The organism is Streptococcus sp. 'group B' (assembly GCF_002073795.1).
In the GTDB taxonomy this organism is placed as follows: Bacteria; Bacillota; Bacilli; order Lactobacillales; family Streptococcaceae; genus Streptococcus; species Streptococcus agalactiae.
This window is the reverse complement of the sequence record NZ_CP020432.1, coordinates 1,620,246-1,638,801: the sequence shown is the minus strand read 5'-3', so window position 1 is coordinate 1,638,801 and position 18,556 is coordinate 1,620,246. Positions and strand designations below refer to the sequence as shown.

The 18,556-nt window shown below is 35.0% G+C and carries 19 protein-coding genes and 1 other annotated feature; of the genes, 12 read left to right on the top strand and 7 right to left on the bottom strand.

Going from position 1 to position 18,556, the window contains the following annotated elements; genetic code table 11:
- Positions 1–8: 8 nt before the first annotated feature.
- From A6J68_RS08565 to A6J68_RS08545, 5 genes are all read right to left on the bottom strand, one after another.
- A complete protein-coding gene (locus A6J68_RS08565) occupies positions 9–1,010 on the bottom strand; it encodes a FecCD family ABC transporter permease (protein ID WP_000615141.1) in 1,002 nt (333 codons plus the stop codon).
- Positions 1,007–2,032, bottom strand: coding sequence for a FecCD family ABC transporter permease (locus A6J68_RS08560; protein ID WP_000471518.1), 1,026 nt, complete (start codon positions 2,030–2,032; stop codon positions 1,007–1,009). The genes A6J68_RS08565 and A6J68_RS08560 overlap by 4 nt, the downstream gene beginning before the upstream one ends.
- 15 nt (positions 2,033–2,047) lie before the next feature.
- The gene (locus A6J68_RS08555; RefSeq protein ID WP_000719465.1) at positions 2,048–2,980 is read right to left on the bottom strand and encodes an ABC transporter substrate-binding protein; all 933 of its coding nucleotides are present in this window, start codon (positions 2,978–2,980) and stop codon (positions 2,048–2,050) included.
- Between the two features lie 23 nt (positions 2,981–3,003).
- Positions 3,004–3,798 (bottom strand): ABC transporter ATP-binding protein, encoded by a 795-nt coding sequence (locus A6J68_RS08550; RefSeq protein ID WP_000018278.1) that lies wholly within the window; start codon positions 3,796–3,798, stop codon positions 3,004–3,006.
- A 158-nt stretch (positions 3,799–3,956) separates the two neighbouring features.
- Entirely contained in the window at positions 3,957–5,408 is a 1,452-nt protein-coding gene (locus tag A6J68_RS08545; protein WP_000628277.1) for a UDP-N-acetylmuramoyl-L-alanyl-D-glutamate--L-lysine ligase, read from the bottom strand.
- A gap of 123 nt (positions 5,409–5,531) precedes the next feature.
- Between A6J68_RS08545 and A6J68_RS08540 the strand changes: the two genes are divergently transcribed.
- From A6J68_RS08540 to A6J68_RS08530, 3 genes are all read left to right on the top strand, one after another.
- On the top strand, positions 5,532–7,166 hold the full coding sequence (locus A6J68_RS08540; RefSeq protein ID WP_000080013.1) for a polysaccharide biosynthesis protein: 1,635 nt from the start codon (positions 5,532–5,534) through the stop codon (positions 7,164–7,166).
- A 134-nt stretch (positions 7,167–7,300) separates the two neighbouring features.
- Entirely contained in the window at positions 7,301–8,521 is a 1,221-nt protein-coding gene (gene pepT / locus A6J68_RS08535; protein ID WP_000119582.1) for a peptidase T, read from the top strand.
- Positions 8,522–8,549: 28 nt separating this feature from the next.
- Positions 8,550–9,041, top strand: coding sequence for an EbsA family protein (locus tag A6J68_RS08530; protein ID WP_000593175.1), 492 nt, complete (start codon positions 8,550–8,552; stop codon positions 9,039–9,041).
- Here the strand turns inward: A6J68_RS08530 and A6J68_RS08525 are convergent.
- On the bottom strand, positions 9,028–9,225 hold the full coding sequence (locus A6J68_RS08525; protein WP_000861358.1) for a ferredoxin: 198 nt from the start codon (positions 9,223–9,225) through the stop codon (positions 9,028–9,030). The genes A6J68_RS08530 and A6J68_RS08525 overlap by 14 nt on opposite strands.
- A 45-nt stretch (positions 9,226–9,270) precedes the next feature.
- Between A6J68_RS08525 and A6J68_RS08520 the strand changes: the two genes are divergently transcribed.
- The 5 genes from A6J68_RS08520 (at position 9,271) to rplT (ending at position 11,837) form a co-directional block, all read left to right on the top strand.
- On the top strand, positions 9,271–9,795 hold the full coding sequence (locus tag A6J68_RS08520; RefSeq protein WP_001085534.1) for an SAG1386/EF1546 family surface-associated protein: 525 nt from the start codon (positions 9,271–9,273) through the stop codon (positions 9,793–9,795).
- A 10-nt stretch (positions 9,796–9,805) separates the two neighbouring features.
- Positions 9,806–10,489 (top strand): (d)CMP kinase, encoded by a 684-nt coding sequence (cmk, locus tag A6J68_RS08515; RefSeq protein ID WP_001084720.1) that lies wholly within the window; start codon positions 9,806–9,808, stop codon positions 10,487–10,489.
- Between the two features lie 20 nt (positions 10,490–10,509).
- Positions 10,510–10,635: a sequence feature (ribosomal protein L20 leader region), on the top strand.
- Positions 10,636–10,649: 14 nt separating this feature from the next.
- On the top strand, positions 10,650–11,180 hold the full coding sequence (gene infC / locus A6J68_RS08510; RefSeq protein WP_000691023.1) for a translation initiation factor IF-3: 531 nt from the start codon (positions 10,650–10,652) through the stop codon (positions 11,178–11,180).
- 39 nt (positions 11,181–11,219) lie between these two features.
- Positions 11,220–11,420 (top strand): 50S ribosomal protein L35, encoded by a 201-nt coding sequence (gene rpmI, locus A6J68_RS08505; protein ID WP_001125939.1) that lies wholly within the window; start codon positions 11,220–11,222, stop codon positions 11,418–11,420.
- Between the two features lie 57 nt (positions 11,421–11,477).
- Positions 11,478–11,837 (top strand): 50S ribosomal protein L20, encoded by a 360-nt coding sequence (gene rplT, locus A6J68_RS08500; RefSeq protein ID WP_000124839.1) that lies wholly within the window; start codon positions 11,478–11,480, stop codon positions 11,835–11,837.
- A 242-nt stretch (positions 11,838–12,079) separates the two neighbouring features.
- Here the strand turns inward: rplT and A6J68_RS08495 are convergent, their stop codons facing one another.
- On the bottom strand, positions 12,080–14,224 hold the full coding sequence (locus A6J68_RS08495) for an LTA synthase family protein (RefSeq protein WP_000721266.1): 2,145 nt from the start codon (positions 14,222–14,224) through the stop codon (positions 12,080–12,082).
- Positions 14,225–14,358: 134 nt separating this feature from the next.
- Here A6J68_RS08495 and A6J68_RS08490 point away from each other — a divergent pair, with 134 nt between their 5' ends.
- The 4 genes from A6J68_RS08490 to aroC all read left to right on the top strand — a co-directional run bounded on the left by A6J68_RS08490 (position 14,359) and on the right by aroC (position 18,521).
- A complete protein-coding gene (locus A6J68_RS08490) occupies positions 14,359–15,516 on the top strand; it encodes a class I SAM-dependent rRNA methyltransferase (protein ID WP_001037594.1) in 1,158 nt (385 codons plus the stop codon).
- Positions 15,516–16,193, top strand: a complete 678-nt coding sequence (gene aroD / locus A6J68_RS08485) for a type I 3-dehydroquinate dehydratase (protein ID WP_000707048.1) — start codon at positions 15,516–15,518, stop codon at positions 16,191–16,193. Before A6J68_RS08490 ends, aroD begins: the two co-directional genes overlap by 1 nt.
- Before the next feature lie 93 nt (positions 16,194–16,286).
- Complete coding sequence (aroB, locus tag A6J68_RS08480; protein WP_001195728.1) at positions 16,287–17,354, top strand: 3-dehydroquinate synthase; 1,068 nt, start codon at positions 16,287–16,289, stop codon at positions 17,352–17,354.
- On the top strand, positions 17,355–18,521 hold the full coding sequence (gene aroC / locus A6J68_RS08475) for a chorismate synthase (RefSeq protein WP_001269902.1): 1,167 nt from the start codon (positions 17,355–17,357) through the stop codon (positions 18,519–18,521). It abuts the gene before it with no gap.
- The last annotated feature ends 35 nt before the right edge of the window (positions 18,522–18,556 follow it).

The window sequence follows — 18,556 nt, the reverse complement described above, 5'->3', positions numbered from 1 at the left end:
AGTCTTTTTTAGTCAACTTTTGTCATCAACCAGAGAAAATAGGGGGCACCAATTATTGATACAACCAATCCAGTGGGTATACCTGTACCAACTAAGAGGAGACGACCTATAGTATCTGATACCAATAGGATAATAGCACCAATAAGAAGACAGCTAGGTAGTATAATTTTATGGTTATTTCCTAATAGTCGTCTACTTAAGTGCCCAGCGAGTAAGCCTATAAAAGTAATATTACCAATTAAGACGACGCTAATAGCAGCAAGGCTACTTGCCAGCATCAAAGTATATATTCTTTCCTTTTTTAAATGAAGCCCTAGAGCGAGAGCAGTCTGCTCGTTTAGGTTCATAATATTAAGGTGGCGACTGCGACTATATGCTAATCCCCATAACAAAATGAGAATCGGGATAAAAGTGATAATGGTAGTCCAGGAACTAATTGTAATTTTTCCACTAAGCCATTCAACGATCATATCCATTTTTTGATTATTAGACTGACTAATAATAGAAATCATAACGCCTGAAATCATTGTAGATATTCCGATACCAGTGATGATTAATCGTGTAGGGCTAATATTGTGATTTCTTCTGTATGACATAAGATAGACAAGAAAAATAGTTACCAACCCTCCAAACATAGCAAATAGGGGTAAAAAGTATAATATAGTTGGATTGCTAACATTAAATGTTCCTATGGTTAGAGCGATTACTAATCCAGCTCCAGCATTGATACCAAGAATACCGGAATCAGCTAGTGGATTTTTGGTTAATGTCTGTAATAGCAACCCAGCAATTCCTAAAGAAGCTCCCCCAAAGATACAGACAATAATACGAGGTAAACGAATGTTAGTAATGATAAAAAGGAAGGCATCATCAGATTTTCCACTTATTAGTTTTAAAACGTCAATAACGGAAGTATTAGCATAGCCAAGTGAAATTGATACTAGTATTAATAATAGTAGGATAATGACAGATGATATTAAAACAAAAGGAGCTTTATTTTTTTGAATCATAGATTTTTCCCTTTTCTAATTAACCATAGGAAACATGGAAGCCCTACGATACTGATTATAGAACTAATTGGTGTCTCTGAAGGGGGATTTATAATACGAGATGATAAGTCTACCCAGATCATGAAAGTAGCCCCTGAAAATCCTATTAAAGGTAATAACAGACGATAATCTTTGGGAATAAAAAGCTTAATAAAATGTGGAATAATCAATCCAATGAAAGAAACGGTTCCTATCAACGCGACTGATGAAGCCGATAAAAACAAAACAATAAGTAATAGAAACGCAGTCATTAATTGAGTTTTTTGTCCCAATGCTTTGGCCACAGATTCATTAAGGCTCAAGATAGTTAATTGATGTGCTAGGAGTTGTGAAATAAGTAAACCTAAAATAATGATAGGTGCTATTATGATTAGCATTTTCCAGTTAATTTGGGATAAACCACCTGCTTGCCAACCGATAACAGTTCGATTGAGTTTAAAGTATAATGTAACCACTTGTCCAACAGACGTAAAAAGTGTGGAGATCATCGCTCCAGCTAAAATGAGTCGTAGTTGGTGGTAACCCTTTTGCTTTGTATAAGAGAGTGTGAAGACTAAAAGACAAGAAATGACAGACCCTAGTAAGCAGACAATGAGAATCGTACTATAGTGCATGCTCCCTAAAAAAGCATATGCAACAACAAGGGCTAACCCAGCTCCGGCGTTAATACCTAGTAGTCCAGGATCAGCAATGGCGTTTCGAGTGACTCCCTGCATAATAGCACCTGCTTGTGACATAGCTGCACCTACTAAGATAGCTGCAATTATGCGTGGTAGTCTAATGTCAAAAATAACATCCTGAGCATTAGAGTTTTTTAAGGGATTTTTTAAAACAGTTATTAAATCACTAGTCTTGAAATTGATAGCACCAAATCGTAAGCTGGCGTAACAACCAATAAGAAATAGTATAAGTGTTATGAAAAAAACAAGCCAAAAATGATTTGACTTATTTTTTTGAACGAGTTTTTTTGAAGCTTTAAACATAAGAGGAGCTTTCTTTTAATTTGTATTTTCTTTGATAGCCTTTGTAAATGATTTTAATTGAGCTTCTAAAGATAGAGGGTCAGAGAAATAAAACACGTCGTAGTTACTTTCTATGATGTGCCCTTTTTTGACAGCTGGTAAATTCTTCCAGACATCACTTTCTTTAAGTGATGAAGCTGCTTTTTTAGTCGTTTTGTTTATATTAACAAGGGCATAATCTCCAACGTAATCACCGATTGCTTCTTGCGAAACGGTAAACCACCCTTTTTTAAAGACATCTTTTTTGACTTTTTCTGGGGCAGCATAACCTAGTGAATCATAGATTAGTTCTCCACCGCGTCCAAAATTATTACCATATAAATAGATATTTTTATCATAAAAATCCATAATAGTAAAAGTAGTGTTAGGCTTTAAGATATGGTGTAAATCTTTTTTGGCAGCGAGAGTTTTAGTTTTCCATTGGCTAACCCACTGATTAGCTTCTTTTTCTTTACCGAATACTTTCCCCAAGGCTGGCATCATATCTAAATAATTTTGTGCACCATATTTAATAACTAAAGTTGGTGCAATTTTTTTCAGAGTATTGATGTTTGGATCTTGATCGAAAACCATGATTAAATCAGGTTTTTGTGCGGCAATAGCTTCTGTATCATCAGCAGTTAATTTTTTAGCTTCTTTCAGTTGCTTACCAAAAACGGGGCTATCTTTTTCTAAGTCTAAACTGTAACTTGAAACATTAACACCTAGTTTTAATAAATACCCAGTGTAAGAATATGTAAAATTAATTACTTTTTTCGGATTTTCAGGAATTTTTCCATAATAGGTGAAGCCTTCAATTTTAGGCATTTTAGAAATAGTTGTTTTAGTGCTTTCTTCTTTAGTTTGTTGTCTGCAAGATACCAAAAAGAAGGTCAGTAGTGTGAGGACAATAATTCCAATTTTTTTCATAAGATAACATCTCCTAAATAATATTAATTTTGATCAGTTGATAATTGATAAGATAACAAAACAGGTTGTTTACTAATAGGGTCCTGAATGATATGAGCATCAATCTTAAAAATATCTTTGATAATATCTTTAGTCATGATCTGACTAGGACTACCTTCATAGATAATTTTACCGGTTTTCATTGCAACTAGATAATCAGAATAGCGCGCAGACAGGTTTAGGTCGTGTAGGACCATAATAATTGTTTTTTGCGTTTCGTTATTAAGTTTTTTGAGCAATTCTAAGACTTCTAATTGATGATTCATGTCAAGATAAGTTGTAGGTTCGTCTAAAAAGATAGTATCTGTATCTTGTGCTAAAGCCATAGCAATCCATACTTTTTGCCTCTGACCTCCTGAAAGGTCATCAACATCTCTATTAGCAAATTGCGCTACGTTAGTCATTTCCATCGCCCAATGGATTTTACTACGATCATCATTTGTCAAATTGCCAAGGTATTTTTGGTGTGGGAACCGTCCATAAGATATTAGTTCATAAACTGTTATCCCTTCAGTTGCTTCTAACACCTGTGGGAGAAGTGCAATCTTCTTAGCAATTTCCTTTGTGGGTAAATGTGCAATATCATGACCATCAATAGTGATAGTACCATCTTTTATTTTATGGATCCGTGTGAGAGCCTTCAAAAGAGTAGACTTTCCACATCCATTGGCACCAATAATCGTTGTTATTTTTTGGTTAAGTATACTGAGGGAAAGATTATTGATGATTTCTTTCTGATCGTAAGATACAATAATGTTTTCTGATTTTATGTGAGACATAGAGAACCTTTCTAGCAAAAAATTAAGTTCATTATAACATAGAAAAAAGGCTTACAAAAGCCTTTTTTAGCATTAATTAAGAAAAATGTGAACGAAATGATAATTATTTAGAATGATTCAAAATAGTATCAATAATCATTATTGTTTAGCTTTTTTTATCATTTAAGGTATTTTTTCGCAACTTCTAAATCTCCAGAGTAATTGTCACGATTTCCTTTGATAATTTGATAAGCATCTGCCCCTTTACCAGCGATAATAATTGCATCTAGTTTGCAATTAGTAAGAGTACTGGCATTAGCAATTGCTTCTTCTCGATCAATGATGATAGTAACCGGACGATTAATATGGCTTGCGATTTCTTGTGAGATAACTAAGGGATCTTCAAAATTAGGATCATCTGCAGTGAGTATCACTTGTAGATTAGGATGTTGATTAATGACATCTCCGAAGTCTTTACGACGGCTTTGACCTTTATTACCAGGAGCTCCGAGCACTAATATAATATCCCCTTTTTGGTGTTCCTCAACAACAGCTAATAATTTCTTCAAACTGTCTCCGTTGTGGGCATAGTCAACGAAAATCTTTGCGCCGTTGGTTTGTGTTAGGACTTCCATGCGGCCAGGGACGGTAGTTTGTGCAATTCCGTTTTTTATATCTTCAATTGAAACACCAAGTCGGAGACAAGCAAGTCCAGCTGCGAGAGCATTTTCTTGATTGAATTTTCCAATCAGGTTGATATTGTAGGTGTTCTCCAACTTTCCTTTGACATGGAAAGAAAAGGCCTGTGATTCTGTGATAACATTTTCAGAATAATCTCCATAGAAATCATGAGGAATATATTCTACCTGTTCTTTGACAATATTAAAATGATCCATCTGACTATTTACAACGACAGCATTGCTATTCTCCATCAAGAGCCGTTTGTGGAAAAAATAATCTTCGAATGTAGGGTGCTCGATAGGACCAATATGATCGGGACTAATATTTAAGAAAACGCCAACGTCAAAGGTTAAACCATAAACACGTTTGGTTAGGTATGCTTGGCTTGATACTTCCATGACTAAGTGTGTCATTTGATTCTCAACGGCTGTAGCCATCATCCGAAATAAATCAAGACTCTCGGGGGTTGTGAGATGTGATTTAAAGAAAGATTTACCATCTAATGTTGTGTTCATAGTTGAGAGCATAGCAGGACGATGGTTTACTTTTAGCATATGATAAGCAAAGTAAGCCGCAGTTGTTTTTCCTTTTGTTCCAGTAAAAGCTAGAAGTTTAAGTTTGTTTTGTGGGTTATTATAGAAAGACATAGATATCAAACTCATGGCTTTTTTGATATCATTGACTAATATCACTGGAATATCGGCGCCGTAATCTATCTCAGAAACGTAAAAAGAAAGGCCTGCTGTGATTGCAGAATCTAGATATTCTTTTTTAAAAGTGGCACCCTTAGCAAAAAATAAAGTATCAGATGAAATTTGACGACTATCATATGATAAGGCATTAAAAGTTACATTTTGTGTCCAGTTATAATAATAATGCTCATGAAACAAAATCTCTCTGAAATTATGGTCATTTTTTAAAATTTCTAAAATTTTATCTATTGTAATCATACTCCTTATTTTAGACTTTATGTTCTCGTTTTACAAGTCTAAGGTAAAAGTTTATAATAAAGTGATATTTCTGAGATTTTTGTCTTTTAAATGCTAAATAATATTGAAAATAGAAAGTTTACCATGTCACAAAAAACAACAAAAGTTAGTCAGCAAGAACAAATGGTCAAAGGGACGGCTTGGTTAACAGCAGGGAATTTCATTAGTCGCTTGCTGGGAGCCATCTATATTATCCCTTGGTATGTTTGGATGGGAAAGCATGCTGCCGAAGCAAATGCTTTATTTGGGATGGGATATGAAATCTATGCTTTATTTCTTTTGATATCAACTGTTGGAATTCCAGTAGCAGTTGCAAAACAAGTATCTAAGTATAACACTTTAGGTAAAGAAGAGATGAGCATTTATCTGGTTCGGAAAATCTTGCAGTTTATGCTGATTTTAGGTGGAGTTTTTGCATTAATTATGTATATTGGTTCACCTCTATTTGCTTCACTTAGTAAAGGAGGGCAAGAACTCGTTCCAATATTGCGTAGTCTAACTCTAGCTGTTTTAGTTTTTCCTTCAATGAGTGTTTTACGTGGTTTTTTTCAAGGTTTTAATAATTTAAAACCGTATGCCATTAGTCAAGTCGCTGAGCAGATTATACGTGTCATATGGATGTTATTAACTGCTTTCTATATTATGCGTCTAGGATCAGGAGATTATATTGCTGCTGTGACACAGTCAACATTCGCCGCCTTTGTCGGTATGTTTGCTAGTATAGCTGTGCTGCTTTATTTCTTATGGCGTTATAATATGCTATCTGCCTTGATTAGTAAAACTCCAGAGCACATTAAATTAGATACTAAAGAAATCCTAATTGAGACTGTTAAGGAAGCAATCCCTTTTATTATTACTGGTGCAGCAATTCAAATTTTCAAATTGATTGATCAGTTTTCATTTGGGAATACGATGGCGCTCTTTACGAATTATTCAAGTGAAGAATTACGGGTTATGTTTGCTTACTTTTCAAGCAACCCTGGTAAAGTTACGATGATTCTAATTGCTGTTGCTACCGCAATTGCTGGAGTTGGTATTCCATTGTTAACAGAGAATTTTGTTAAGAATGATAAAAAAGCCGCCGCTCGTTTGGTTGTTAATAATTTACAAATGTTACTAATGTTTTTACTGCCAGCTGTTGCAGGATCCGTTATTTTAGCAAAACCTTTGTATACAGTCTTTTATGGGTTACCACAGGGACAAGCTTTAGGGCTTTTTGTCATATCTCTTATTCAAACAATTATTTTATCTATTTATACTGTTTTAGCACCAATGCTACAAGCATTGTTTGAAAATCGTAAAGCTATTATTTACTTCCTATATGGTCTGGTGGCAAAAGTTATTTTACAAGTTCCCTCCATTTTCCTTTTCCATGCCTATGGACCACTTTTCTCAACGACAGTAGCTCTTTGTATCCCAGTAATTCTTATGTATTTGAAAATACATGAAATTACAGGATTTAAACGCCAAGCTATTCGTCGTACAAGTGCTTTAGTCCTTATTCTAACGCTATTGATGAGCTTTATTATTTCTATGATAATATGGTTAATGAACCTGGTTATTGTACCCGATAGTAGACTGGTAAGTCTAGTTTACATTATCGTTATCGGTGCAATAGGTTTAGGGGTATATGGCTTTATGGCACTGGCCACCCATCTACTTGATAAGATGATTGGTAGTCGTGCTCAAGACTTACGCCGAAAGTTGCACCTTAACTAATGAAAAAATAGGTTAGACAGAATTGTTTAACCTAGTTTTTTGACGACCAAAATTATTTGTGAAATTTTAAGGTAGTCACAATATAGTGAGCTTATTTTTATGTTATAATTAAATGGAGAAATATGAGGTGAAAGATGTCTTACGAAAAGCTTTTAGAACGATTTTTAACATACGTCAAAATAAATACAAGAAGTAATCCTAATAGTACACAAACGCCAACAACTCAAAGTCAAGTTGACTTTGCTTTAACAGTTTTAAAACCAGAAATGGAAGCAATTGGTTTAAAAGATGTTCATTATTTACCTTCTAATGGGTATTTGGTTGGAACCTTACCTGCTACAAGCGACCGCTTACGCCATAAAATAGGTTTTATATCCCATATGGATACAGCTGATTTCAATGCTGAAAATATTACTCCACAAATTGTTGACTATAAAGGTGGAGATATTGAACTTGGAGACTCAGGTTACATTTTAAGTCCGAAAGATTTTCCAAATTTAAATAATTACCATGGGCAAACATTGATTACAACAGATGGTAAAACCTTACTGGGAGCAGACGATAAGTCTGGTATAGCAGAAATCATGACAGCTATGGAATATTTGGCTTCGCATCCAGAAATTGAGCACTGTGAAATTAGAGTTGGCTTTGGACCAGATGAAGAAATTGGTATAGGTGCAGATAAATTTGATGTTAAAGATTTTGATGTTGATTTTGCCTATACAGTGGATGGTGGACCACTAGGAGAATTACAGTATGAAACCTTTAGTGCAGCTGGTTTGGAGCTTACATTTGAAGGACGAAACGTTCACCCTGGAACTGCAAAAAATCAAATGATTAATGCTTTACAGCTTGCTATAGATTTTCATAGTCAATTACCAGAAAATGAACGTCCTGAACAAACAGATGGCTATCAAGGATTTTATCACTTATATGATTTAAGTGGAACAGTTGATCAAGCTAAAAGTTCATATATCATTCGAGATTTTGAGGAAGTTAATTTCTTAAAACGTAAGCAATTGGCTCAAGCTATCGCTGATAATATGAATGAAGCATTACAATCTGAACGTGTAAAGGTTAAACTATACGATCAATATTACAACATGAAGAAAGTTATTGAAAAAGACATGACACCTATCAACATTGCTAAAGAAGTAATGGAAGAGTTAGACATCAAGCCGATCATAGAACCGATTCGTGGTGGTACAGATGGCTCTAAAATTTCCTTTATGGGAATCCCTACTCCTAATCTTTTTGCAGGTGGTGAAAACATGCATGGACGCTTTGAATTCGTTAGTCTACAAACAATGGAAAAAGCAGTTGATGTTATTTTAGGCATCGTTGCTAAGGATTAGTAAAGAAATATCAGATTGGAGTGGTTAAATGATAAAATTATTTGGGAAGATACGTTATCACTGGCAACCTGAACTTTCTTGGGCTATTATTTATTGGTCAATAGCCATTGCACCAATTTTTATTGGTTTATCTCTGCTATATGAAAGAACTGAGATTCCGAGTCAGGTATTTGTTCTATTTGCCATCTTTATTGTTTTAGTAGGCATTGGATTTCATCGCTATTTTGTTATTGAAGAAGATGGATATCTTAGGATTGTATCTTTTAACTTTTTAAGACGATCTAAGTTTCCAATTGAAGATATTGCTAAAATTGAGGTCACTAAATCAAGTGTCACTATCAAATTTAATAATAACCATGAGCGTATTTTTTACATGCGAAAATGGCCTAAAAAATATTTTTTAGATGCACTAGCTATTGAACCTAAATTTAAGGGAGAAGTGGAGCTTCTCGATAATTTGATTAAAATGGATTATTTTGAATGTTATCGCTACGATAAAAAAGCTCTTACAAAATCGTAAGAGCTTTGGTGGGACATGATTTAACTGCTAAAACAGTATCTTGATCAGAACTTGGAATTTCTTTTTCTAGGTTATCTGTATCGGAAAATTTAACGATACCATCATCTTGATAATCAAAAATATTTGAATATGTTTGGCAAAGCCCGCAGGCAATACATTTTTCTGGAATTAGTGCAACTTTCATAGTATTATTGTAATACTTATTGATACGATTAACAAGGGGGAAGTCATGGCGAAAAAACCATGGGAAAAAAAAGTTGTGGAAAACAATAGTCATAGAAAAGACAAAATTACAAGAACGAGTAGAGGTGTGGTGTCAAGTACTCCTTGGATTACCGCTTTCTTGAGTGCATTCTTTGTTATTGTCGTTGCTATTTTATTTATAGTATTTTATACTTCAAATAGAGGAGAAGACAGAGCAAAAGAAACTTCTGGTTTTTATGGTGCTTCAAGTCAAAAAGTTAATAGTTCTAAAACGAAAAAAGCATCTACAAGTAAGAAAACAACGTCATCATCAAAAACTAAAACTAGTGATAAATCAACAACATCTTCTAGTACAGTAGCAAGTTCGAGTGAGACATCGACATCATCTTCAGTAAACGGTGGAACAATCGTAGTTCAACCAGGTGAGGGAGCAGCCTCCATAGCTGCTCGTGCAGGTATCTCAGTTGCTCGTTTACAAGAACTTAATCCTGGTCATATGACCTCAGGGTATTGGTATGCTAATCCAGGCGATCCTGTGGTTGTAAATTAAGGGGAGGATTATGAACTCAATTAATATTGCTATTGATGGACCAGCATCAAGTGGGAAAAGTACTGTCGCTAAGATTATTGCTAAAAATTTGAATTACACTTACCTTGATACAGGTGCTATGTATCGTTGTGCTACTTATCTGGCTTTACAGCATGGATATGAAGCACAAGATGTTTCGAAAATTTTAGGACTCCTAGCTGAAAGACCGATTTCTTTTGGTAAAGCAGAAGATGGCAGCCAGACAGTCTTTCTTGGCACAGAAGAAGTTACTTTAGCTATCCGTCAAAACGATGTTACTAACAATGTCTCGTGGGTTTCTGCTATCCCAGAGATTCGAGAAGAGTTAGTAAACCAGCAGCGTCGTATAGCCAAAGATGGTGCTATTATAATGGATGGTCGTGACATAGGAACAGTTGTTTTGCCAGATGCAGAATTGAAGATTTTTTTAGTGGCTTCTGTTGATGAAAGAGCTGAGCGTCGCTTTAAAGAAAATCAAGAAAAAGGCATTGAGAGTGATTTTGAAACACTGAAATCAGAAATTGCTGCTCGTGATTATAAAGATAGCCATCGAGAAGTTTCACCATTAAAGGCAGCAGAAGATGCTATTGAATTTGATACTACAGGAGTATCAATTGAAGGTGTTGTAACTTTTATTCAAGAAAAAGCAGAAAAAATAATTGACATGAAGAATTAGTCATGATATACTAGTTGCAATGAGAAAAGCAGAAGTGAGAACTTCTCGCCTTGCGACTTAGGTTGTCTGGCCCAACATGTCAAGATTCCATCTAGGAAGATTATATGTGCGGGCTTGATTTATCAAGTCCGCTTTCGTTTTTCTCTAAAAAAATAAAGAGGTGAAGATCATAGCTAAAAAAGATCTATTCATTAACGATGAAATTCGCGTTCGTGAAGTTCGTCTGGTTGGTCTCGAGGGTGAACAATTAGGTATTAAACCATTGTCTGAAGCTCAAGCAATTGCAGATGATGCTAATGTTGATTTGGTTTTAATTCAGCCACAAGCTACACCACCTGTTGCGAAAATTATGGACTATGGTAAGTTCAAATTTGAGTATCAAAAGAAACAAAAAGAACAACGTAAAAAACAAAGCGTTGTTACTGTTAAGGAAGTTCGTCTTAGCCCAGTTATTGATAAAGGGGATTTTGAAACAAAACTTCGTAACGGTCGTAAGTTCCTTGAAAAAGGTAACAAAGTTAAAGTTTCTATCCGATTCAAAGGACGTATGATTACTCATAAAGAAATTGGAGCAAAGGTATTGGCGGAATTTGCTGAAGCGACACAAGATATCGCTATTATTGAGCAAAGAGCTAAGATGGATGGTCGCCAAATGTTTATGCAGCTTGCACCAATTCCAGACAAGAAATAATTGTCGACTTTATAGTATTATTTAAGAGGAGAATTTAAAATGCCAAAACAAAAAACACACCGCGCATCAGCTAAACGCTTTAAACGCACAGGTTCAGGTGGATTGAAACGCTTCCACGCGTTTACTTCACACCGTTTCCACGGTAAAACTAAAAAACAACGTCGTCATCTTCGTAAAGCTACTATGGTTTCATCAGGAGATTTCAAACGTATTAAAGCAATGCTTACTCGCCTTAAATAATAAGGTCTCTGTAAACATTTACTACATATTATAAAGGATTATTTGGAGGAAATATAAATGGCTCGTGTTAAAGGTGGAGTTGTTTCACGTAAACGTCGTAAACGCGTACTTAAATTAGCTAAAGGTTACTATGGTGCAAAACATATCTTGTTCCGTACTGCAAAAGAACAAGTAATGAATTCTTACTACTATGCATACCGTGACCGTCGTCAGAAAAAACGTGACTTCCGTAAATTATGGATCACTCGTATCAATGCGGCTGCTCGTATGAATGGTTTATCATATTCACAATTGATGCACGGTTTGAAATTAGCTGAAATCGAAGTTAACCGTAAAATGCTTGCTGATTTAGCAGTTAACGATGCAGCAGCTTTCACAGCTCTTGCAGATGCAGCTAAAGCTAAACTTGGTAAATAAGAAATAAAAAAGTTGGGTCTGCCTAACTTTTTTTAATTACTAGAAAGAAAGTACCTATATTATAATTTAAGTGAAAAGTTTCGTTCTATATATGTAGAATGAAACTTTTTTTGTTTTATTCCGATACCTTTATTATTGTTATAATTTTCCTTTTTGATTTTTATTGTTTTATAGTATTATTCCGTATAAAAAGCACCTCAATCGTTGGATTGAGGTGTGGATTAAACTTTAAATGGTAAAGATTATTTTTTAGATGTTTTATGTGTCTTATTAGGATCTTGCAATTCCAAGTAACTTGGAGCGTGGAAGAGATCAACTGTTGATTTGTTGTTATGTTTGCTGTATATGCTTGTTGAACGATCTTTCAATTTACGTTCTTTAGCTTTGAGTGCTTTAAGAGAATGTGTGTAATTGAATTTTTCAACTTCTACAGTTTTCAAACCATTGTTTTCATCAAATCGTAGTAAATCTCCAGTTTGAATCGAATCACTTGTAGATAATTGTTTATTAGTAGCATCTCGAATAGTTTTTATTTCAGCTTTAGTTGTTTCATCAGGATTTGTGATTTCTTGTCCTGAATCAGTGTAATAGAGATGTCCACTATAGTTAGTGTATTTAGGAGTAATATACTGACCAGTTGTTCTCATAGCGACCATTTGTTTATTATCTTTAGATAACAAGTCTTGTCCTAACTGAGTATATTTAGACGTGTCTATCCCTAGAATATGAAGTAAGGTTGGTAAATTATCTACCTCACCACCGTATGTATTACTGATAAAACCTTTTGAATAGCCAGGAATGTGGATCATATATGGAACACGTTGTAACATAGCGTTGTCGTATTCAGACCATGTTTCAGGGTCTTTACCTAATAATTCAGCTAAGCTAGGATTGCGTGTATTAGAAATACCGTAGTGATCCCCATACATTACAATAATAGAATTATCATACACACCAGCAGCTTTTAGATATTCAAAAAATGATTTAAGAGCTGTATCAAGGTAGTTTGCTGTGGCGAAATAACCGTTAATCGTTTCATCGTTAGTCTTTGCAAGTGGGAATCCCTCTTCGTCAGACTCTCCCTTCAAACTTGTGTAAGGGTAATGGTTACTTACTGTAATAAATTTAGTATAAAACGGTTGTTGCATGTGCTCTAGATATTTGATAGAGTCAGCAAACATATATTTATCATTCAAACCGTATTGGAATGAATTATCTTTGGTTTGTTTTGAGAAGTAGCTAGAGTCAAAGAAGTAGTCATAACCCCACTGTTTGTAAGCATTATTTCTATTCCAAAATGTTCCGACGTTTCCGTGGAAGACCGCACTACTGTAACCTCCATTTTGAGCTAAGATATGTGGAGCAGCAAATTGTGTATTTTCACCACCATAATTAACCATGAATGAACCACTACTTAGACCAAAAAGTGAGTTTTCCATGAGTGTCTCAGCATCGGATGTCTTACCAGCTTTGACTTGATGGAAGAAGTTAGAGAAGGAGATAGTCTCTTTCGAATGATAAAGGCTGTTAATAAATGGAGTAACCACATGTTCTTTACCATCAACATTTAATTTATAGTCAATCAAGAATTGTTGAAAACTCTCCAAATGAATCATGATAACGTTTCGCCCTTTTCCGATACCATAATATTCTGGATTGGGTTTGGCATAATGCTCTGCTACATATTTTTTGGCAGTCGCTAATTCTTGTGCAGTGGCACCATTTCTTTCTTTCTGTGCTTGATAAGTTTGATTACCACTATAAATCGAAAATGATGGCAAGCCAAGAGCTTTAACAATATAGGTGTTTGAAAAACCACGACTTAGTAGTTCTGGACGATCAATTTCAGCTAAGAATAAGTTAATTGAAAAGAGTAAACCAGACAAAGCTGTGATAGAAAAACTAGCACGTTTATTAAATGGACGATTATCTAAGTGGATTTTCTTGGTTGCAAATAAGAAAATAAGGATAATGAAATCGAAAACGTAGACAAGATCCCAAATTCTCAATAGATTAAGAGCAGAGTCTCCAAGGCCAGCCGAAGTTTTACTACTAGCCAAGACAGCGCTAACTGTAATGAAATCGGAAAACTCTCTATAGTAGATTGCGTTTGCAATTAGAAGGATATTTACGATAGCATAGGTGATAAAAGCGGTAATATAAAAAGCTTTGGTTCGCTTAACATATAAGGCCAAACCTATGATTAAGAGTCCTAAGGGGATGGGGTTTATAATGGTCAAAAACAACTGATAGGAATTTTCTAAACCTAAATTAAAATCAGTATGGTAAGCCCAAATTGTCTTTAACCAATATATAACTACTAACAATAAAATAAAGCCGAGTCGTGTATTGATCGCACGGCTAGCAAAATCTTTAATTTTTTTCACAGTAGGAACTTCCTTTAATTTTTTTCCTAAAGATAAAATCTCAGATTAAATTATAACATAAAATTTTGTAACATACGGTAAAGAAAGGTCGAATTCAGTATGAAAAAAGATAAAAATTTGTTATAATACTGTTTATGAATAAACTTAAAGTGAATTCTGTCGTTGAAAGAAAAATCAAATCAGGTGCTCAGTTACTGGAAAAAAAAGATTTTGATACCAGTTTAGTTAACCAGTTGGTTCAACTTTTTTCACAGTCAAATCAATTCTTAGGGATGGCCTATCTTTCACCACAAAATAAAGGGATTGGTTGGTTACTATCAAGACAAATTTTTGATTTTAACCATGATTACTTTGTATCGCTATTCGAAAAATCTAGAGAGAAGCGTCAAAAATTTGAAAAATCTAGCCAAACAACAGCCTACCGCTTGTTTAATCAGGATGGAGATAACTTTGGTGGCCTAACTATAGATTTTTATAGTGACTATGCTCTTTTTTCGTGGTACAATGAATTTGTTTATACTAATCGACAAATGATTGTTGCAGCCTTTAAGCAGGTCTATCCTAATATTAAAGGGGCATATGAAAAAATTCGTTTCAAAGGTTTAGACTTTGAAAGTGCTCATTTGTACGGTCAAGAGGCTCCTGAATCATTTTTGATTTTAGAAAATAATATCAAATATAGTGTCTTTTTGAATGATGGGTTAATGACAGGTATTTTCCTTGACCAACATGATGTCAGAAAAGCCTTAGCAACTAATCTATCAGAAGGTAAAAAAGTTCTAAATATGTTTTCATACACTGCGGCTTTTTCTGTAGCTGCAGCTGTTGGAGGAGCATTAGAGACAACTTCTGTTGATTTAGCAAAACGCTCGCGTGAACTTTCAAAAGCACACTTTGATGCTAATCAGATTGTCACAGATAACCATCGATTTATCGTTATGGATGTTTTTGAATATTATAAGTATGCCAAAAGAAAACATCTATCATATGATGTGATTGTTATTGATCCACCAAGTTTTGCTCGAAATAAAAAACAAACTTTTTCGGTTACTAAAGATTACTATAAATTAATTGAACAAGCTTTAGATATTTTAGCCCCTGGTGGAACTATCATTGCATCAACTAACGCAGCTAATCTAACCGTATCACAATTTAAGAAACAATTGGAAAAGGGGTTTGGTAAAGCTTCACATAATTACATTAGCTTACAGCAGTTGCCTGAAGATTTCACTGTAAATGATAAGGACCAACAAAGTAATTATTTAAAAGTATTTACAATAAAGGTAAAATAATGAAAATAGTAGTACCAGTAATGCCTCGCAGTCTTGAAGAGGCTCAAGAAATAGATTTATCAAAATTTGATAGTGTTGATATTATTGAATGGCGAGCTGATGCCTTACCAAAGGATGACATTATTAATGTAGCTCCAGCTATTTTTGAGAAATTCGCAGGTCATGAAATTATTTTTACTCTTCGTACAACGCGTGAAGGTGGTAATATTGTCTTATCTGATGCTGAGTATGTTGAGTTAATCCAGAAAATTAATTCTATCTACAATCCAGATTATATTGATTTTGAGTATTTTTCACATAAAGAAGTTTTTCAAGAAATGCTAGAATTTCCAAATTTAGTCCTGTCTTATCACAATTTTCAAGAGACACCGGAGAATATTATGGAGATATTTTCAGAATTAACAGCCCTAGCACCACGAGTTGTGAAAATCGCAGTAATGCCAAAGAATGAACAAGATGTCTTAGACGTTATGAATTACACTCGCGGTTTCAAGACTATTAATCCTGATCAAGTTTATGCGACGGTATCTATGAGTAAAATTGGACGTATTTCTCGTTTTGCTGGTGATGTAACTGGATCTAGTTGGACATTTGCATATTTAGATTCATCTATCGCACCCGGACAAATTACTATTTCAGAGATGAAGCGTGTCAAAGCATTGCTTGACGCTGACTGATACGAGATAACAAAATGTTAAATATACTGATGAGATCCCTAGCAATTGCTTAGGGTTTTTGTCTTATTAAAACAAACATGAGAGGACATTAGAATGCAGGTTGAAGTTGACTTACCGAATCACCCTTATCATATTAAAATTGAAGAAGGATGTTTTTCTGAGGCTGGTGACTGGGTATCACATTTATGGCAGAAACAAATGATAACTATTATTACAGATAGTAATGTAGAAATATTATACGGGGAGTCGCTTGTCAACCAGTTAAAAAAACAAGGTTTTACAGTACATGTTTTTAGTTTTGCTGCGGGTGAAGCTAGTAAAACTTTGGAAGTTGCTAATCGTATTTATGGTTTTTTAGCAAAGCATCATATGACCAGAAGTGATGGGATCATTGCACTTGGTGGAGGCGTCGTCGGAGATTTAGCAGCGTTTGTTGCTTCTACTTATATGCGGGGAATCCATTTTCTTCAAATTCCAACTAGTTTAACAGCACAGGTTGATTCTTCCATTGGCGGAAAAACAGGAGTCAACACTTCATTCGCTAAAAATATGGTAGGTACTTTTGCACAACCTGATGGTGTACTGATAGATCCTGTTACTCTAAAAACATTGGGCAATCGTGAATTAGTTGAAGGTATGGGAGAAGTCATCAAATATGGCTTGATTGATGATATAAAACTCTGGCATATCTTAGAAGAGATGGATGGGTCTATTGATAGTATCCTTGATAATGCATTAGCTATTATTTATCACTCTTGTCAAGTTAAACGAAAGCATGTTTTAGCTGATCAATATGATAAAGGGTTAAGGATGCATTTAAATTTTGGCCACACTATCGGTCATGCTATCGAAGTACATGCTGGCTATGGAGAAATAATGCATGGAGAAGCTGTTGCAATTGGAATGATCCAGCTTTCTCGTGTGGCTGAGCGTAAAAATCTTATGCCAAGAGGTATCAGTCAAGATATTTATAATATGTGTTTAAAATTTGGCCTTCCGGTCCACTATGCAGAATGGGATAAGGACGTCTTATTTAACATATTGAGTCATGATAAAAAAGCAAGTGGACAATTTATTAAAATTGTTATACTGCCTCAATTAGGTAGTGCAACAGTCCACCAAATACCTTTAGAAGAAATGAGAGATTATTTGGAGAAATAGATGAGATATTTAACTGCTGGTGAGTCACATGGACCTAGTTTAACAGCTATTATCGAAGGGATTCCTGCGGGACTGAAATTATCTGCTAAAGATATTAATGAAGATTTAAAACGCCGCCAAGGTGGTTATGGTCGTGGGAATCGAATGAAAATTGAAACTGATCAAGTGATCATTAGTTCTGGTGTGCGCCATGGAAAAACCTTGGGTTCACCTATTACACTGACAGTAACTAATAAGGATCATAGCAAATGGCTGGACATCATGTCAGTCGAAGACATTGAAGAGCGTCTAAAGCAAAAACGTCGTATTAAGCATCCTAGACCTGGGCACGCAGATTTAGTAGGTGGAATCAAATACCGATTTGATGATTTGAGAAATGCTTTAGAGCGTTCTTCGGCTCGTGAGACCACAATGCGAGTAGCTATTGGTGCGATTGCTAAACGTATCTTGAAAGAAATTGGTATCGAAATTGCTAACCATATTGTAGTTTTCGGTGGCAAGGAGATTACTGTCCCTGATAAGCTAACAGTTCAACAAATCAAAGTGTTATCTAGTCAATCGCAAGTAGCTATCGTCAATCCATCATTTGAACAAGAAATTAAGGATTATATTGACAGTGTGAAAAAGGCTGGAGATACTATCGGAGGAGTGATTGAAACTATCGTTGGAGGAGTTCCCGTTGGTTTAGGCTCTTATGTACACTGGGATAGAAAGTTAGATGCTAAGATAGCGCAAGCAGTTGTATCTATCAATGCTTTTAAAGGTGTTGAATTTGGTCTAGGTTTTAAGTCAGGGTTTTTAAAAGGAAGTCAAGTAATGGACTCCATATCATGGACAAAGGACCAAGGTTACATACGTCAGTCAAATAATTTAGGCGGTTTTGAAGGCGGTATGACTAATGGAGAGCCTATTGTCGTTAGGGGAGTAATGAAGCCAATTCCTACGCTTTACAAGCCACTAATGTCAGTTGATATTGATACTCACGAGCCTTATAGAGCTACAGTGGAACGTTCTGATCCCACGGCACTTCCGGCTGCAGGTGTCGTTATGGAAGCTGTAGTAGCCACCGTCCTGGTGACAGAAGTGCTAGAAAAATTTTCTTCAGACAACATGTATGAACTAAAAGAAGCTGTAAAACTATATCGCAATTATGTTAATCATTTTTAAGTGAAAACTAGTAGCATTCAATTGCAAAAAAAGGT

Excerpts from the sequence above, each read along its gene's own strand:
- A6J68_RS08490 (WP_001037594.1), top strand. The coding sequence starts at position 14,359 with ATGAATAAACTTAAAGTGAATTCTGTCGTTGAAAGAAAAATCAAATCA.
- A6J68_RS08525 (WP_000861358.1), bottom strand. The coding sequence starts at position 9,225 with ATGAAAGTTGCACTAATTCCAGAAAAATGTATTGCCTGCGGGCTTTGC.
- A6J68_RS08565 (WP_000615141.1), bottom strand. The coding sequence starts at position 1,010 with ATGATTCAAAAAAATAAAGCTCCTTTTGTTTTAATATCATCTGTCATT.
- aroB (WP_001195728.1), top strand. The coding sequence starts at position 16,287 with ATGCAGGTTGAAGTTGACTTACCGAATCACCCTTATCATATTAAAATT.
- A6J68_RS08530 (WP_000593175.1), top strand. The coding sequence starts at position 8,550 with ATGATAAAATTATTTGGGAAGATACGTTATCACTGGCAACCTGAACTT.
- pepT (WP_000119582.1), top strand. The coding sequence starts at position 7,301 with ATGTCTTACGAAAAGCTTTTAGAACGATTTTTAACATACGTCAAAATA.
- aroD (WP_000707048.1), top strand. The coding sequence starts at position 15,516 with ATGAAAATAGTAGTACCAGTAATGCCTCGCAGTCTTGAAGAGGCTCAA.
- A6J68_RS08520 (WP_001085534.1), top strand. The coding sequence starts at position 9,271 with ATGGCGAAAAAACCATGGGAAAAAAAAGTTGTGGAAAACAATAGTCAT.
- A6J68_RS08545 (WP_000628277.1), bottom strand. The coding sequence starts at position 5,408 with ATGATTACAATAGATAAAATTTTAGAAATTTTAAAAAATGACCATAAT.
- A6J68_RS08555 (WP_000719465.1), bottom strand. The coding sequence starts at position 2,980 with ATGAAAAAAATTGGAATTATTGTCCTCACACTACTGACCTTCTTTTTG.
- aroC (WP_001269902.1), top strand. The coding sequence starts at position 17,355 with ATGAGATATTTAACTGCTGGTGAGTCACATGGACCTAGTTTAACAGCT.
- rpmI (WP_001125939.1), top strand. The coding sequence starts at position 11,220 with ATGCCAAAACAAAAAACACACCGCGCATCAGCTAAACGCTTTAAACGC.
- rplT (WP_000124839.1), top strand. The coding sequence starts at position 11,478 with ATGGCTCGTGTTAAAGGTGGAGTTGTTTCACGTAAACGTCGTAAACGC.
- A6J68_RS08540 (WP_000080013.1), top strand. The coding sequence starts at position 5,532 with ATGTCACAAAAAACAACAAAAGTTAGTCAGCAAGAACAAATGGTCAAA.
- A6J68_RS08560 (WP_000471518.1), bottom strand. The coding sequence starts at position 2,032 with ATGTTTAAAGCTTCAAAAAAACTCGTTCAAAAAAATAAGTCAAATCAT.
- A6J68_RS08550 (WP_000018278.1), bottom strand. The coding sequence starts at position 3,798 with ATGTCTCACATAAAATCAGAAAACATTATTGTATCTTACGATCAGAAA.
- cmk (WP_001084720.1), top strand. The coding sequence starts at position 9,806 with ATGAACTCAATTAATATTGCTATTGATGGACCAGCATCAAGTGGGAAA.